This window comes from uncultured Ellagibacter sp. (assembly GCF_934636505.1).
GTDB lineage: Bacteria > Actinomycetota > Coriobacteriia > Coriobacteriales > Eggerthellaceae > Ellagibacter.
Genome location: NZ_CAKUAL010000050.1, coordinates 1 through 16,019, shown reverse-complemented (window position 1 = coordinate 16,019; position 16,019 = coordinate 1). Strand labels below are relative to the sequence as shown.

Here is a 16,019-nt window from a genome sequence, read left to right as displayed (position 1 = left end):
AGCTCATCCCCAAATCGTTCGCCATCTTCGCGACGGAGCGCTATGCGCTCATGACGGCGACCCCGCTTCTGTGGTTCTACCGCATCACCTACCCGATTATGCTGCTGTTCAACGGCATTACCAACGGTGTCGTGCGTTTGACCGGGCACGATCCGGCCAACGAGCACGATGTGTACACAGGCGAGGAGATCAAGCTGCTCATCGACGAGTCCACGGAAAGCGGGCTTATCGAGCCTGAGCAAAACGAGTACGTCGACAACATCTTCGATTTGGGCGACAAGGACGCCGAGGCAATCATGACGCCGCGCATCGAGCTGACCTGCCTCGACATGGAGGACTCGCTTCAAGAGAACCGCGAGCTTGCCGAACGCTACAAGTACACGCGCTATCCGGTGTGCCAGGGGAGCAAGGACCACCTGGTCGGGTTCGTTCACGTGAAAGACCTGTTCATGATGGACGCCGACGCTTCGATGGAGGATCTGCCCATCCGCGAGCTGTACGCAGTACCCGAGAGCATCCCCATTGCGAAGCTCTTGCAGCTGCTGCAGCGCCGCCATACCAAGATCGCCGTGGTCGTGGACGAGCATGGCGGCACGGCGGGCATCGTCACGATGAGCGACATCATGGAGCAGATCGTGGGACGCGTCGACGACGAGTACAGCCACGGCTTGGCCGACGAGATCGTGAAGAAAGGCGACGGCCGCTACTTGATCGACGGCTCGCTTTCCATCGATGACCTGGAGGATCTGCTCGGCTTTCTTCCCGAGGAAGCGAACGAATGCGAAACGGCGGCAGGCATTTTGCTCGCTGCGTTCGACCGCATCCCCGAGGAGGGGGACACGGTGGCCTTTACGGGGCGCGACGCGAAGGCGACGTTCACGGTGGTCGACATGGACCGTCACCGCGTCGACAAGATTCTCGTGCGCGTGGAGCAGATTCCTCGCGAGGACGACGAGGAATAGCCTGTGTGTTGGCGGCGGTGGGAGCATTCTCGCCGCCGCTTTTTTGTGGCAGCGAGAATGTGATAGCCTGGCCCCTAAAGGTTTCTAGCGAATGTCCGTCCCGATGAATCGCTCGGCGTTATGCCAGGTCATCTTCTCGAAATCGGCTTTGGGGAAGTCGAGTGACTCGAACATCTCGAACTCTTCTGAGGGGTCCCACATGGGGAAGTCCGACCCGAACAGGATGCGGTCGGCGCCGTAGATTTCGCAGAGCTCCCGCGTGCGGCGACGCCCCAGAAACTTCTGCGAGCTCGACATGTCGAGGAAGCAGTTTTCGTTTTCCAGATACTCGACGGCCAGGTCGAACACCGACCAGCCGCCGAAGTGCGCCGCGTCAACGACGAGGTTCGGGAACTCGTGCAGGATGCGCTTCATTCGGCGCGGGTGAGAGAAATCGGTTCGGTAGTCGCCGCAGTGCATGACGAGCGGCATGCGGCCCTCGATCAGCTCGTAGATGCGCATGAGCCGATCGTCGTCCATGTTCACCTTCTGCGTGTCGGGATGGAGCTTCATCCCTCGAAGTCCCAGGCCAATCGCACGTTCGATTTCGGCCTCCGGATTGGGATAGTCCTGATGCATCGCCATGAAGCCGACGAAGTTGGGGTGTTTTTTGCACTCTGCCGCGATGAAGTCGTTGATGGACTCAACGTTGGAGGGTTTCGTCGCAACCGAATAGATGATGTGATGCGTGATGGGCGAGCCCTCCACAGCGGCGAGCATTGCGGGGATGGACCCCTCCTTGAACATGGGGTACTGGTAGAAGTCGCCCACGCTTTCAGCGGCGCGGAGCGCGATTTTCTCAGGATATACGTGAACGTGGGCATCGACGACGGTCATGGGATGGAATCTTCTTTCTAGCTTCTTCTCTGGGTGCTTGCTTGATTGTCCAACTTCTGGGTGCTTCTGTCTTCGGTTGTTTTTGCGGAAGCAAGGCGTTCGGCGGCTTCGTGGGCCCGTGCGGCAGCGGCGGCGGCCCGAGCGGAAGCGGCAGCGGCTTTGGCAGAAGCCGCGACCTGGGCTTTCTCTGCGGCTTCGTGCGCTCGCGCGGCTGCCTCGTGGGCGCGGGCTGCAGTGTCTGCTGCCTTTGCCGCCGCAGCGTCGCTTGCGGCCTCGGCGGCGGCACCCGCGGCGCTGCGAGCGGAGGAGGCGGTCTTTGCTGCGAACTTGCCGGCGTCGATCGCGTGGGCGGCCACGTCGGCGGCTGCGTAAGCGGCGCTGTCCGCGGCGCTCGCCACGGCAAGGGCCGCGTCCGTGACAGCAGAACTTGCCGCCTGCGTGGCGCGAGCAGACGCTCCCTCAGCTTCTACCTGGGAATTTTCTGTTCCCTTCGCGCTTAAGATGAGCATCTGCAAGCGGTTTTCGATGTTCGCGAAGCTGACGTCGGGGTCGTAATCGAGCGGCAAGATGTTCGCCTGGGGGTAGAGCTCCTTCAGGCGTTTGGCGATGCCGCGCCCGACGACGTGATTCGGTAAGCACCCGAACGGTTGCAGGATCAAAAACGAGGTGCAGCCGTGGGCGGCGTGATGCAGGATCTCGCCAGGGATGAGCACGCCTTCGCCCGCGTCGAACGTGTGGTGGATGATGGGGTCGCTCGCGCGTACCAGGTCGGGCATGCGGCAGGGTGGCTCGTAGAGCGGGTGCGCGCACGCGATGCTGTCGCATATGTTGTGTGCCACGTCGAACACGTTGTCCGCAACCGCGTGCCACGCCTTCTCCTTGAGGGGGCGCGTGACGCGGTACTCCTTTTCCTGTGCATGCTGGTAGAAGTACGTCTTCCTGATGACGTCGGTCATGCGCGCCTCAATGACCTCGAGCCCGTTGCGCTCTAAGTACAGCTCGACATCGTGGTTGGCGCCGGGATGGAAGTTCAGCAGATATTCGCCCACGATGAGCACCTGCGGCTTGCGGTGCGTGCGGTCGTAAGGAACCTTCTTCATCTCGTCGATGGCCTGGGAAAACCCACGTTTAAGGGAGCGAAGCGACTTGCCGCGCAAACCTTCCATCAGCAAGTCGAGCGCCTCGTCGAAGGCGCGGTCGGCAGCTCCCGGCACGGTCTCGTAGGGGCGCATCTTGCGCAGCAGCTCCTCGAGCGCGTCGATCATCGGCAGCGTGAAGGCGACTTTTAAAGCCGAGCTCACGTTCATCTTGAACCCAGGGTGCACGTTGTGGAAGTCGACGTCGTCGTTCGTGATGATAGGGACCTGCGGATAACCGGCGTCGTCGAGCGCTTTGCGCAGGAGCGCCTCGTAGTGCGTGAGTCGGCAGTCGCCAATGTACTTGCCGGTGCCGACAGCGACCTTGTCGGGGTCGTACTTCCCGCTGCGAAGCGCGGCGAGCGCCTCGCCGATAACGATTTGTGCGGGGAAGCAGATATCGTTGTGCACGTATTGCTTGCCCAGGCGAATGGCCTCTTCGCGCCCGATTTCAAGCGGGACGGTCCGCAGCCCTTGGCTCTCGAAGGCGACTGACATCAGGCGGCAGAATGCATGCGAGGTGTTCGGGATGAGCACCACCTTGTCCTGACGGTCGGTTTTCGTGAACTTCTGCGGATAGGGGTCGGGAAGCTCGCGGGCGTGCTTTCTCGTTCGTGGAACGGGGGCCGGGGTGGCTTGCGCGGTTGTGGGCGTGTTCGCGGAGGCCTCGGGGGTCGGGGCGCTCGCGATGGTCGCGGGCGGCGCGGCAGCTTCCCGATCGCTCGTCTTCTCGTTCCCGGTCTTTTTCCTGCGTAGACGGATGGTCTCGATGAACGAACGCACGCGGATGCGCAGCGGCCCTTGGATGTCGCTCTCGTCGACCTTCAGGATGAGGGGGGCTTTGGGCCCGGCGAGGTGCATGAGGCGGATGATCTCGTCGGAGAGGTAGGCGTCGTGGCCGCAGCCGAAGCTCACGAGCTGGACATATTCCAGATTCGGACTTCCCGCAGCGATCACGGCGGAGCCCAGCATGCGCGCGTGGAAGTTGTTCACCACGTCGAGGCGGCTTTTTGAAAGGTCGACCTCGTTCACGTGGGGCACAGCATCGGCGCAGATCACGGGGATGCCGAGCTCGGTGAAGGCGCGCGGCAGCTCATGGTTGACCAAGTTGTCGTTCTGGTACGGCCTGCTTGCGAGCACGACGGCGAAGGAGCCTTCGCGTTCCACCTGGTCGCAAATGCGCTCGCCTTCCTGCGCAAGCTCGGCCTTGAACGTTTTTTGCGCAGCGTCGGCCGCATCGATTGCCTGGCGCACGCTTGCGGTGTCGAGGGAGAACTCGCGTGTGAGGTACTCGGTGAGCTGGCGGTCGCGGTCTTTCTGCGAGAGCCAGTGGAACAGCGGCGCGTCGAAGGGGATGCCGAAGCGCTTCTCGGGGTTGTCCGAATTGCGCATGACGATGGGGTAGCCCTTCACCACCGCGCACATCGATTGGCTCGTTTTCGAGGTGTTTTCCGAGGTCACCGTCGTGACGGAGGGCATGAAGATGCGGTCGACCCCCTGATCGGCCAAATCGCGCACGTGCCCGTGGACAAGTTTTGCGGGGAAGCACACGGTGTCTGAGGACACGGCCGAGAGCCCGCGCTCGTACATGGCGCGCGTGCTCGGGCGCGACAGCTTCACCGTGAAGCCGAGCGAGCGGAACAGCGTCGTCCAGAAGGGGGCGTATTCCCACATCGAGAGGACGCGGGGCATGCCGATGACCGTGTTTTGCGGCGCAGGGTTGGGCGTGCAGGGCCAGTCGCGGAAGAGGAGCTTCTCGCGGACGTCGAACAGGTTCGGCACGCTGTCGACGGCGGCAGCGATGCGTTTTACCTGGTCACGGATGGATTTGTCCTTCGGGTCGCCCACCACCTCGCCGCGCGGGCAGCGGTTGCTCGTCACCCACGAGTCGCCGTTCGCGAAGGTGATGCGCGTGCGGTTGCAGTGGTTCGCGCAGAAGGGGCAGATGAGGTTAGACTCCTGCGTATACGAGAAGGCGTCGAGCGCATCGAGGGAGAAGGCGCTCGCGCGTGCGGGCTCGCGCCCCTCGCCGGTTGCGTTCTCGTTGGTCGCGTTCGCTTCCCCCAAGCTTGCTGCGACCTCGCCCCTCTCGCGGCGGGCGCCCTCCAGATGCTCCTGCGTAAGCAGCGCGATGCCGATGGCGCCCATGAGCCCCGGGTAGGGCGCGCGCGTGACCTCGCGGTCGATGTGTTGCTCGAGTGCGCGCAGCACGGCGTCGTTTAAGAACGTGCCGCCCTGCACGACGACCTTCTTGCCGAGGCTTTCGAGGTTCGATATGCGTATGACCTTGGTAAACGCGTTCTCGATAATCGAGCGGCACAGGCCTGCCATGATGTCGGCGGGCGTTTTCCCGCAGCGTTGTTCGGATACGATGCTGCTCGTCATGAACACGGTGCAGCGGCTGCCGAGCACGGCGGGGTTGGTCGAGGAGAACGCGGCCTGCGCGATGTTTTCCACAGGGATGTTAAGTGAGGATGCGAAGTTTTCTAGGAACGACCCGCAGCCCGATGAGCAGGCCTCGTTCACGACGATGTCGGTGATGATGCCGCCGTCGAGCCATAGGGCCTTCATGTCCTGCCCGCCGATGTCCAACACGAAGCTCGCGTCGGGCACGCACGCCTCCGCCGCGCGGGCGTGCGCCACGGTCTCGACCGTGTGGTAATCGGCGCCGAAGGATTTCGCGAACATGAGCTCGCCGTAGCCGGTGGTTCCCACGCCCAGGATGTCGAGCGTGGCGCCCGCTGCGCGATAGCGGTCGCGCAGTGCGATGAGCGCCGCACGTGCGACGTCGAGCGGCTCGCCCTCGTTGGGGGCGTAAAACGAGTCGACAAGCTTCCCATCGGGGGAAACGAGTGCAAACTTGGTAGTGGTGGAGCCCGAGTCGATGCCCAGGTAGGCGCGCACCGTCGAGCCAGGGGCGGGGTCAGGTGGCGTTTGCGGGGCGAGCGCATGCGAGGCTTCCCACGCGGCGCGCTCCTCGTCCGAGGCGAAGTAGGCTGTCCCGCGCGTGCTGGCGGCGGGGTTCGCCGCGGCCTTGTCGAGGGTGTCGGCTGCATCGAGAAGGTTTGCGACGAGGCAGTTCTCGTTATCCGCGAACAGCTCGTCGGCTGCGAGGGCAGCACCCAAGGCGACGATGGTCTCCGGGTTTTGGGGGATCACGATATCGTTGTCGGCAAGCTCCAGGCGCTCGGCAAACACGCGCACGAGCGTCGGGTTGAAGGTTAGCGGGCCGCCCTCGAAGATGACGGGCGGATGGATGTCGAGGCCCTGCGCCAAGCCGCCGATCGTCTGCTTCGCGATGGCGTGAAACGACGACAGTGCCAGGTCCTCCTTCGAAATCCCCTGGTTGAGCAGGGGCTGGATGTCGGTTTTCGCGTAAACGCCGCAGCGGCCCGATACCTGGTGGACCGATTGCCCGCGCGCGGCGAGCTCGTCGAACTGTTCGACAGGCACCTTCAGAAGCGCGGCCATCTCGTCGATGAAGGCGCCCGTGCCGCCGGCGCACGAGCCGTTCATGCGCATGTCGGCCACGGTGGTGGCGCCCGACTTCTCGTCGCGCTCGAAGAACACCATCTTCGCATCCTGGCCGCCAAGCTCGATCGCGCAGCGCACGTTCTCGTGGTCGCGGCGCACGGCAAGCGAGTTCGCAACGACTTCCTGCACGAAGGGCACGCCGAGGGCGTCGGCGATGGTGGTGCCGCCCGACCCGCATGCTACCAGGCGAAACGAGCACCCGGGGAATTCTTTTGCCACCGTGCGCAGGAGGGTGGCAACCGTTTCCACCTGATGCGCGTTGTGGCGCACGTAGCGCGAGAAGAGCACGCGCTGCGCGAGCGGGTCGAACACCACGGCTTTCGCGGTGGTGGATCCGACGTCGATTCCCAAATGGTAAGTGCTAGCTATCATTGATTCCCACGTTTCACAAGGTCGGCGTAGAGCGACATGGTTTGGAAGCGTTCGCTCATAAACTCGTCGCTGTAGTTCTCTGCAAAGTATGACTGAAGCGGCGTCTCGATGGGGTCGCCATTCTGTCGTTCGTACCAGTAATTGAAGCTGAGGATGGTCATTACGATGTTCGCGATCATGTACGCGCAGAGGATGGCCGTGAGCGGCTTGCGGACGCTTTTCGGGATGTCCTCGATGATGCGCAGCATGGGCGGCAGGCCGATCCGCATCCAGGCGAGGCCGGCGAACCCCCAGACGATTGCGATGCCGAGACAGGTGTGTCCTCCCAGGTTAAAGGGCTGGTCGGCGTAGCTCCACGCGACGATTCCGAAGAACGTCTCCCAAAACCAGCCTGCGATGAACTCGAAGCCCGCGCCGACGAAGCCCGCGCAGATTCCCATGGCGAGCGCGCTTTTGTCGCGCAGGTTCCACAGCGCCATGGTGATGAGCATGCCGCCGACACCGTAGATAGGGGAAAACGGGCCCCAAACCAGGCCCGCGCGATCTTTCCAGATGCCATCGATGGGGTAGCTCACGATGGTCTCGACGACGAGACCGATGACGCTGCAGATGACGAAGATCCAGAAGAGATGGAAGAAGGTGAGCTTTTCGGGGAGGGGCCTGGCACGGCGTACCATGCGATGGGAGGGAAGCGCGTAGGCGTGTGGACGCGCGGAACCGTCCGTGTTGCGATGGTTCGCATCGGCCATTCGTCCCTGCTCCTTTCCCCAGATAGATGACTTGCTCGCATTATTCCGTAGGGACACTATTATATGCTCCCCACTTGTGGCGAAACGAAATAATTCGAGAAAGCTTGCGGAAGGGTTGCCGAGATCTGCATGTGGTGGTTTTGTGACGCGAGATTTAATTCTTGCCTTGTGCGATCGACAAGGGTAATATTCTTTCTTGCAGCTTTTGCATTAAGGAAAGCGCCAAACATACATTGCGGGGTGGAGCAGTCTGGTCAGCTCGTCGGGCTCATAACCCGAAGGTCGGTGGTTCAAATCCGCCCCCCGCGACCATGAAACTTCAGGTCGGAAGCCGAAAAGCTTCCGACCTTTTTAATGACTTTAGTCTGCCCCCTGCGCGCGAGCGCGAGAGGCTGTAAACCACCCTCCCGTCGGATATTTCAGGCGAAGCAAGCAAAACCTGCTCGGCCGCACAGATTCGAGTAGGTTCTAGTAAGGTTCGAGTAAAATGAACCTTAACTGGTCTGGCTGCAAAGCCCAGGACCGCCGAAGGCAGGGGAAGTCCCCTGTCGTTTAGCATAAGGGTATGAAAATGAGGCACGATGCGTCGAGCCCCCTTGGCTGCGAGTTGGAAAACAAGCGCGGTAGTATAATTCCTTGAATTGGTTTTGAAGGAGCTTGTATGCAACAACCGATAACAGTCGATTCTCCCGAGGTCTTCTCTTCAGAGAAAGAGACCTATTACTTTGATCGCAAAAGCGCGCGCAAGGATACCGCCGAGATCGCGAAACATATCTCTGCCTTTGCGAATGCGGCAGGGGCAAGCTTGTTATCGGTATTGAGGACGACGGGACGGTATCTGGGTTCAAAAGAGACGGTGCTCGTGCAATCGAGGACTTCAAGCGGGCGGCAATAACGGATTGTGTGCCATCGCCTGCGGTTACCAGTAAGGAACTTCCCGTGGTCAACGCAGATGGTGAGGACGATTTGATACTCGTTCTTGACATCGCTGCGTCAACTGATCGGGTTATCGCTAGGAAGAAAGATAACGAGGTCTTCCTCCGCCAAAGGGACAACAGTGCCAAGTTGGACCGTGAGCAGGTTCGAGCTTTGGAATACGACAAGAACCAGCGCAACTTCGAAGAAGAGGTTTGTACTCGTTCTTTGTTGGACGACGTGGACCATGAGGTCTTGGCGCGATACAAGGCGTCTCTTGATACCGATGTCAGCGATGAGCAGCTGCTTCGTAGCAGGGGGTTTCTGATCGACGGCCACTTGACGAATGCCGGCGTTCTTTTGTTCTCGGACAATCCGACACGATTTCTTCCGTGCGCTAGGGTGAGGGTGCTCAAGTACGAAGGCAATGCAAGGGAAACTGGCAGCAGAATGAATCTTGTGAAGGAGCGGACGTTTGACGGTCCTATTCCTCGCGTCATCGATGAGGCGAAGGCGATGATATCCAGCCAGCTTCGCGAGTTCCAGTTCTTGGGTGACGACGGCGTTTTCAAAGTGATTCCCGAATACCCAGAGTTCGCCTGGTTCGAAGGTCTTGTCAACGCGGTCACCCATCGCAATTACGCTATTGCCGGGGACCATATTCGTGTTTCCATCTTTGATGACAGGATGGAAATCCAGAGCCCAGGCAAGCTTCCCAATATCGTTACGTTGGACAACATGCGCAATACCAGATACTCACGCAATCCCGGCATTGCCCGTGTTCTCGCCGAGATGGGCTGGGTTCGCGAGCTTAATGAGGGTGTTCAGCGAATTTACGATGAGATGCAGGGTTTTTCTGCATGATCCCATCTTCAGCGAGCCAAATGATGCGTCCGTCATGCTCATCCTGGAGAACAGCATCACCTCAAGGGTGATGCGTCGCGATGATGCGTTCGCAGGAGACGTAGGTCAAGAAGTATTAGACGGGCTAAATGAGTACGAACTTACTGCATTGCAGTGCATCTACGCCAAAGGAAGAATAACCGTTGGAGAGCTTTGCACCCTGCTCGATCGCAGCGTAAAGGTTGCGAGGCCAGTGCTCCGCGGACTTGTCGACAAGGGAGTCCTTGTTTGGCATGGGTCGGGCCCAAAGGATCCTTCACAGCATTACACGCTCAAGTGAGTTCGGCAAACATAGAGTCGGCTTCGCTGGATTGGCTCGAGTGGGGTCGAGTAAGTTCTAGTAGGTACGAGTAAAAGCGTTTTTGCTGCGCTTGGCTTAAAAGGCGGACGGTCAATTTGCTCGGCCCTACGGGTTCGAGTAGGGCCGAGCAAGGTTCGAGTAGAGAGCCCTACTTCCGAATAATGACCTCTGCTATATCGCTGCCGCTTTTGCAATTACTGGCGCCTTCTCCTTAACAACGGGAATGGCTTTGGGCACTAGCTTTGCAACGGCAATAGCGGTGGTTGCAACACCGGTTGCGCCGGGCCCCTTGTACACGGTGCGGTTGCGCGCCACCTCGTCGGACACCGTCGAGGGCGAGCGGCCCAGGTCGCGGGCCATCTGCCTGCACGACCTGCCCTTGTCCAGACTGCTCTGTATGGCGGCGCGCTCGACCCTGTCCAGCCTGCGGTAGCGCTTCAGCTGCTTCTTTCCCTGCATCTTTCTTCCTTTCTCTCGGGAGGGCCCTCGGCCCTCGCCTCTGGAAAGGAATTCTCGTACTCAGCCGGACATGTCCGGCTGAGTTAGAGAACGAAACCTAAGTGTTCGGATGAACTTACAAATCAACCGTGTTTAAAATTGGTGAATAAAGCCTATTCGTCCCGAAACGCTTTGGGGTCGCTCATAACCCGAAGGTCGGTGGTTCAAATCCGCCCCCCGCGACCATGAAACTTCAGGTCGGAAGCCGAAAAGCTTCCGACCTTTTTGTTTGTCTAGGGACGCTCGACGCGCCGACTCAAGACGAACGCTACTCAAAAGGAAGGCCGCCCGCCGCCTGAATGCCAGGAACAGCCGGGATAGTGGCGAATCCTACCTCAAGCTCTTCGTCGGTCGGGATATGGTCTTCCATCTTCCCATTGATGAAGGCGTCATAAGCCATCATGTCGAAATAACCCGTTCCCGTAAGGCCGAACAGGATCGTCTTCGCCTCGCCCGTTTCCTTGCATTCCAGAGCCTCATCGATGGCCACCTTGATGGCATGCGAGCTCTCTGGTGCGGGTAGGATGGTTTCGAGTTTCGCGAACTGCACGCCCGCCTGGAAGACATCCGTCTGCTTAACGCTGACCGCACGTGCATAGCCGTCGTGCACTAGCTTGGAAACAATGGGGCTCATGCCGTGATAACGCAGGCCGCCGGCATGATCGGCTGAGGGGATGAACCCGTTGCCGAGCGTGTACATCTTGCACAGCGGGCACGTTTGGCCGGTGTCCGCGAAGTCGTAGGCGTAGCGACCGCGCGTCATGGACGGGCAGCTTGCAGGCTCAACGCAGATGAAATCGGTGTCGGGTTTCGTGCCGTCGAGCTTGTCTTTCATAAAGGCGCCCATCAAACCGCCCACATTGCTTCCGCCGCCTGCGCAGCCAATGACGACATCGGGATATTCGCCCAGCTCTTCCAAGGCTGCCTTCGATTCCAAACCGATGATCGACTGGTGAAGCACCACCTGGTTCAAAACGCTGCCAAGCTGATAGCGGCCGCGGTTCTCGGGCACATGAAGCGCCTTTTCAACCGCCTCGGAAATCGCGGTTCCAAGGGAGCCCGTGCATGTCGGATCGTCGGCGAGCATCTTGCGCCCGATCTCGGTCGTGTCGGAAGGGGACGGAGTAACGTTGGCGCCGAAAGTCTGCATGATGTTGCGGCGGAACGGCTTCTGCTCGTATGAGCACTTGACCATGAACACCTCGCAGTCAAGCCCGTAGTGCGCGGCAGCCTCGGAAAGAGCGGTACCCCACTGGCCGGCTCCCGTTTCGGTCGTAATGGTGTTCAGTCCCTGCTGAGCCCCGTAATACGCCTGAGCGAGGGCGGAATTGAGCTTATGCGAACCCGAGGTGTTGTTGCCTTCGAACTTGTAGAAGATCTTGGCGGGCGTACCCAAAGCACGTTCCAGGTTGTAGGCGCGACACAGCGGAGACGGGCGATACACTTTGTACATCTCGCGCACGCCTTCGGGGATGTCGATATAGCGCGTGTCGTCGTCAAGCTCCTGGCGCACCAACTCGTCGCAGAACACGGGGCGGATGTCCTCGAACGTAGCCGCCTTTCCGTTCGGAAGGCGCATAGGTTCGGGCTTTTCGGGCATGTCGGCGCGGACATTGTAGTACTGAGTCGGAATCTGGTCTTCCCTTAGGTATAGGCGATAGGGCTCGGTCTTTTCTTCGCCCGCTTCGGGTGCGCAACCCAAATCAGCCGCCGCCGAAACAGCGTCTTCGATAGAGATGTCGGCGTTCTTCTGGTCGTTCATGGTCTCGTCCTTTCGAGATACGTGCGGGCTGCCCCGCGGGATACGGTCGAGCACCGGCTTGGCCTTTGCCAGCGCTCAGCGATGGATTTGCATGTCCGCATCCCCAAGAACGAAAAAGCCCGTCCTTGACGAAGCGAAACATGCTCCTCAAGGACGGGCTTTCAAAACGATTCGATAATCCGAAATCAGAAAACTCGCGGTGCCACCTTGATTCGCCCTTGCGGGCGCACTTTTTTGGATGCCATCACATCCGTGGACTCTGACGCGGTCCTTGCGTCGCAGCTTATTAACTGCGCCCTCAGCGGCCCATTATGGCGACTTGCTACTGCCGGATCTCAGCACCCCGAACTCTCTGTAAGCGCTTTTGTCGCTTTTACTCCCGCTTCAACGGTTTAGGTGTCTTTGGTTGTCAACCTGGGCGAATTCTAAACCGAACAAAACAAGCGCGTCAAGCAATTTTTGAAACTGGTGCGAGTTAAGTTTTGCGGGAAAAGCCGACCGGAAGCCTTGCCGGTGCGACGGGGGTCGGGGCGCCATCGGCGCTGCGGATAGGCGCATTCTAGCACGACCCGGCGCGGAAGCGCGCGTTGGACCTCATCGCCCAGGTGGACGCCTGGTGCGGCGGCGCCCAGCCCGATCCGCACGACTCGGGGCCGCGCGACAGGCCCTTGGCGAGGAACTTCTCGGCGGCCTCTCCTCCTTCTTCGAGTAGAGCGCGGGGAACTTCGACGCGACGAGCGGCCGCCCCTCCGCGAAAGCGCACCTGACCAGGCACATCGCCTCGGCGCCCTTTCGCGACCACGACATGGCGCGCCCCTTCATCCTGGCTGCGCCGACGTGGGCGTTCGTGCCCTCCATGGTTCCCATGGACTCTTTCGGGAACACGACGCAATCGGCGCTGTTCAGCATGTACCCGCGCAGGTCGCGGACCTTATCGGGAGGTGGCCGTTTTCTTTATGGGGAGGCTTCGGCGCCGTCGGAATAACTCCTCGAAATGATGGCTGCCCACTATCTATTCTCGCTATTGCTTGCATAAGATGCTTACGAGTATCATACTCATAAGCATCTTATGCAGAAGAAAGTGGTGAGCGTATGTTCGTTGGGCGCGAAAAGGAGCTTGCCCAGCTCAATCGCATGTATGCGAAGGACGGGTTTCAGATGGCGGTGGTCTACGGTCGTAGGCGCGTTGGAAAAACCACGCTCATCGACGCCTTTGCCAGCGATAAGCCGACGCTCTACTTCACTGCTCAGCAGCGCAGCTCGCTGCAGAATCTGGCTTACTTTTCGCGTGCCATCTATTCGTTTTTTGGTTTGCCGGGAGATGCTGGCGTGTTCCCCGATTGGCGCAGCGCCTTCTCCTTCATCGCGGACGCCGCCAAGCAACGCGAAGGCGAGCCGTTTCTCCTCGTCTTCGATGAATTTCCCTATGCTGCGGAAACTGAGCCGTCTCTTCCATCGGTTTTGCAGATCGCTATCGATCACGGTTTGAGCGCCACCAACGTTCGTATTATCTTGTGCGGAAGCAACGAGGGGTTCATGGAGGGCGAGGTGCTTGGGCGGAAAAGCCCGCTGTACGGTCGCCGCACTATGCAGCTGAAGGTTAAGCCGTTTGACTGTTTCGATGCGGCGCTCATGCTGCCAGGGCTTTCGCCGGAGCAATCGATTACGTATTACTCGACATTCGGAGGCACGCCGTATTACTTGGCGCAAATCGATGCGGGGGCAACGTACGAGGAGAACGTTACCGAGCTTCTGTTCGACACCTCGGGGATCCTCTACGAAGAGCCTCTTATGCTGCTTCGCCAAGAGCTGCGCGAGCCTGCGCTGTACAACTCGATTCTCGATGCGATCGGTTCTGGTGAGACTTCCCCGAAGCGGATAGCCGAGCGAGCGGGCGTGAGTGCGTCCTCTATGTCGAAGTATCTAAAAATGCTTCTTGACCTGGGCATTGTTAAACGCGAAGTGCCATTTGGGGAGAATCCGAGCACATCGCGCAGGGCTTTGTATACGCTCGAGGACCCGTTCTTCGCGTATTGGTACGCCTTTGTGAGCAAAAGTGTCGGCGCTATTGAGGCGGGCGCCGGGTTTGCGGCTGCGCGCGGGTCGGCCTTTGGACAGGGCCTGCAGACGTATGTGGGGAGACAATTCGAGACGGTGTGCGGGCAATGGGTTGTGCGCGCGAACGCCAAGGGGGAGCTGCCGTTTCTTGCGTCGTCGTTCGGCCGTTGGTGGGGGACCGATTCGCGTGACAAAGCCGAGACCGACATCGACCTCATCGCTGCAGACAAGGAGTCGAGGGAGATCATTCTGGGCGAGTGCAAGTGGCGCAACTCCTTCAACGAGTCACGCGCGGTCGAGATGCTTGAGCACCGCGCTCCTCTCGTGAAGGGGTACTCTCGTCGCTCGTTCTTCCTGTTCACGAAAGAGCCTGTGAGCGAATCGACGCAGAAGAAGGCGAAGGCGCGCGACGATTTGACGCTTGTGACCGCAGGCGAGATGTTCGAAGCGCGCTGATGCCCCTTCGGGGCTCGTGTAATGTCAGGGCGGGCGATGGCAGAGTGGAAGGGCCTGGGCACCTGGATTCCGTCACGCGATCTTGTAGGAACCCGTGCCGCCCGTCGTTGCGGTCATGAACTTCGTGATTGCAGGATAAAGCGCCATTCTCAGTCGCAAGTGGTCTTCAAATAGCTGATCGCAGTACGGCACGAGGTGCACGCGGTCGTTGGCTATGGGCATGGCCGAGCTGCGAAAAGCGGCCCCGATCGTTTCGCTGAGCATGGGTTTGCGGCCTTTCCGGGATGGTTGTGATGTGGTGCATTGAAGGGCTCGCTCCGATTCCCGAGGGTCCGCCCTATGGGACATGCGGCGTGAATGAAGTGCGGCCCCGAAGGCTGTTTGCGGCACAAAAACCGAGGAATCCCACGATGGAAGGCCTCAATAGAAAGAAAACGGACTTGTCGATTTTCTCCACATGATAAAAGCCCAGGTCAAATAATCAGGAAGCGAATATTTCGCATACGAATAAGTGGGACAACTCGGTTTTTGTGCCAAAACCTATCGAAATGTTTGCACTTTTTTGATTACGTGCAAAATTGAGCTGCGGGGTCGATCTAATTTGCCGCCCGATCGGCGCTTGGGGCAACGATCGCCCGCCGCCTGTCGTTGCCCGTTCGGTATTTGCTCGTCATTCGCCTGCTATCCGGCCTTGCGTTCACTCGTTGCCGCTCGCCGTCGTATGGGGTCGCGTGCCCGCTCGGTATGGTGCAAGTTGTTCTCGCTGTTGTTCGCTTGCCGGCCAGATCTCACATCCGCTCGGCGTCCTGCGGATTGCTCTCCGTGGGCGTCGCTCCTTTCGACGCCGCGCTGCCTGGCTACTCGTTCCACTGGTGCTTTTTCATGTCGACGCAGCCGTTGTCTCGGAAGGTGACTCCTTCCTCCGTCAGTAGTGATCGCTGGTCGGGGAAGTTGGGTGCGAGGCGTCCCGCGTGGTTGACGACGCGGTGGCACGGATAATCGCCGTAGCGATCCGCTTCACTCAGCACGGCTCCGACCAGGCGAGAGTTTTTCTCCCTGCCGATGAGGCGCGCTATCTGACCGTACGAGGCGACGCATCCTGCCGGGATCTCCGCCACGACGGAGAGAATCTCATAAACCAAATCTTCGTCCAGGACTTTTCCCATCGTATCGCTCCCGTGTTTGCTTTTGCCTTCGGGGGCGCGGCGCCGATTACCCGTGCTGCGATTTTCGCAGCCCCCCTTACCGAAGCATCGAGGGAAAGCGCGTGCGTGTCAAGGTCGTTTGACCCGGTGGCGTCTGGAATGCCTGCAGCAAAACTGAGTCAGTTGCCTTGAGGCGCCACCATGAAAATGCTGGCCGACGTCGGCTCGGAGGGTTTCTGGACAAAAAGGGCGAATTTAGGGGGATGGGACGCCTGGGGAGGGGACGAAAGTTGTGCCCTGGGTTTGTGTTTGGTTGCCAGGCGGGGTCGAGAGGGGGCGCTCGGGGGAGGGC

The 16,019-nt window shown here is 59.9% G+C and carries 12 protein-coding genes and 1 tRNA gene; 5 read left to right on the top strand and 8 right to left on the bottom strand.

The genetic code is table 11. From position 1 onward, the window contains the following. Positions 1–962, top strand: a 962-nt coding sequence (locus Q0G18_RS06775; protein WP_297151123.1) for a hemolysin family protein, incomplete at its 5' end; no start/stop codon positions are given. An 84-nt stretch (positions 963–1,046) separates the two neighbouring features. Here Q0G18_RS06775 and Q0G18_RS06770 read toward each other — a convergent pair. From Q0G18_RS06770 to Q0G18_RS06760, 3 genes are read right to left on the bottom strand one after another with little or no spacing between them, the layout of a single operon-like run. Further along, on the bottom strand, positions 1,047–1,838 hold the full coding sequence (locus Q0G18_RS06770) for an amidohydrolase family protein (RefSeq protein WP_297151120.1): 792 nt from the start codon (positions 1,836–1,838) through the stop codon (positions 1,047–1,049). Between the two features lie 17 nt (positions 1,839–1,855). Next, positions 1,856–6,880: an acyl-CoA dehydratase activase gene (locus tag Q0G18_RS06765; RefSeq protein WP_297151117.1), complete on the bottom strand. Its 5,025-nt coding sequence runs from the start codon at positions 6,878–6,880 to the stop codon at positions 1,856–1,858. Continuing rightward, complete coding sequence (locus Q0G18_RS06760) at positions 6,877–7,629, bottom strand: putative ABC transporter permease (protein ID WP_297151115.1); 753 nt, start codon at positions 7,627–7,629, stop codon at positions 6,877–6,879. The genes Q0G18_RS06765 and Q0G18_RS06760 overlap by 4 nt, the downstream gene beginning before the upstream one ends. Positions 7,630–7,863: 234 nt before the next feature. On the opposite strand from Q0G18_RS06760, the gene Q0G18_RS06755 reads away from it, so the two are divergent. The 3 genes from Q0G18_RS06755 to Q0G18_RS06745 all read left to right on the top strand — a co-directional run bounded on the left by Q0G18_RS06755 (position 7,864) and on the right by Q0G18_RS06745 (position 9,408). Beyond that, a tRNA-Met gene (locus Q0G18_RS06755) sits at positions 7,864–7,941 on the top strand. A 349-nt stretch (positions 7,942–8,290) separates the two neighbouring features. Then, on the top strand, positions 8,291–8,524 hold the full coding sequence (locus tag Q0G18_RS06750) for a hypothetical protein (RefSeq protein ID WP_297151112.1): 234 nt from the start codon (positions 8,291–8,293) through the stop codon (positions 8,522–8,524). Next, on the top strand, positions 8,440–9,408 hold the full coding sequence (locus tag Q0G18_RS06745; protein WP_366769176.1) for an ATP-binding protein: 969 nt from the start codon (positions 8,440–8,442) through the stop codon (positions 9,406–9,408). Before Q0G18_RS06750 ends, Q0G18_RS06745 begins: the two co-directional genes overlap by 85 nt. Before the next feature lie 511 nt (positions 9,409–9,919). Here Q0G18_RS06745 and Q0G18_RS06740 read toward each other — a convergent pair. The 3 genes from Q0G18_RS06740 to Q0G18_RS06730 all read right to left on the bottom strand — a co-directional run bounded on the left by Q0G18_RS06740 (position 9,920) and on the right by Q0G18_RS06730 (position 12,810). Further along, the gene (locus Q0G18_RS06740) at positions 9,920–10,207 is read right to left on the bottom strand and encodes a helix-turn-helix domain-containing protein (protein ID WP_297151110.1); all 288 of its coding nucleotides are present in this window, start codon (positions 10,205–10,207) and stop codon (positions 9,920–9,922) included. 307 nt (positions 10,208–10,514) lie between these two features. Beyond that, positions 10,515–12,008 carry a TrpB-like pyridoxal phosphate-dependent enzyme gene (locus Q0G18_RS06735; RefSeq protein ID WP_297151107.1) on the bottom strand — a complete coding sequence of 498 codons (1,494 nt, stop codon included), beginning with the start codon at positions 12,006–12,008 and terminating at the stop codon, positions 10,515–10,517. Between the two features lie 559 nt (positions 12,009–12,567). Then, on the bottom strand, positions 12,568–12,810 hold the full coding sequence (locus Q0G18_RS06730; RefSeq protein ID WP_297151105.1) for a hypothetical protein: 243 nt from the start codon (positions 12,808–12,810) through the stop codon (positions 12,568–12,570). Positions 12,811–13,100: 290 nt separating this feature from the next. Here Q0G18_RS06730 and Q0G18_RS06725 point away from each other — a divergent pair, with 290 nt between their 5' ends. Beyond that, on the top strand, positions 13,101–14,522 hold the full coding sequence (locus Q0G18_RS06725) for an ATP-binding protein (protein WP_297151104.1): 1,422 nt from the start codon (positions 13,101–13,103) through the stop codon (positions 14,520–14,522). Positions 14,523–14,594: 72 nt separating this feature from the next. On the opposite strand, the gene Q0G18_RS06720 is transcribed toward Q0G18_RS06725, so the two are convergent. Both Q0G18_RS06720 and Q0G18_RS06715 read right to left on the bottom strand, forming a co-directional pair. After that, positions 14,595–14,786, bottom strand: coding sequence for a hypothetical protein (locus tag Q0G18_RS06720; protein WP_297151102.1), 192 nt, complete (start codon positions 14,784–14,786; stop codon positions 14,595–14,597). Positions 14,787–15,379: 593 nt separating this feature from the next. Next, positions 15,380–15,688: an MGMT family protein gene (locus tag Q0G18_RS06715; RefSeq protein WP_297151100.1), complete on the bottom strand. Its 309-nt coding sequence runs from the start codon at positions 15,686–15,688 to the stop codon at positions 15,380–15,382. Positions 15,689–16,019 lie beyond the last annotated feature (331 nt).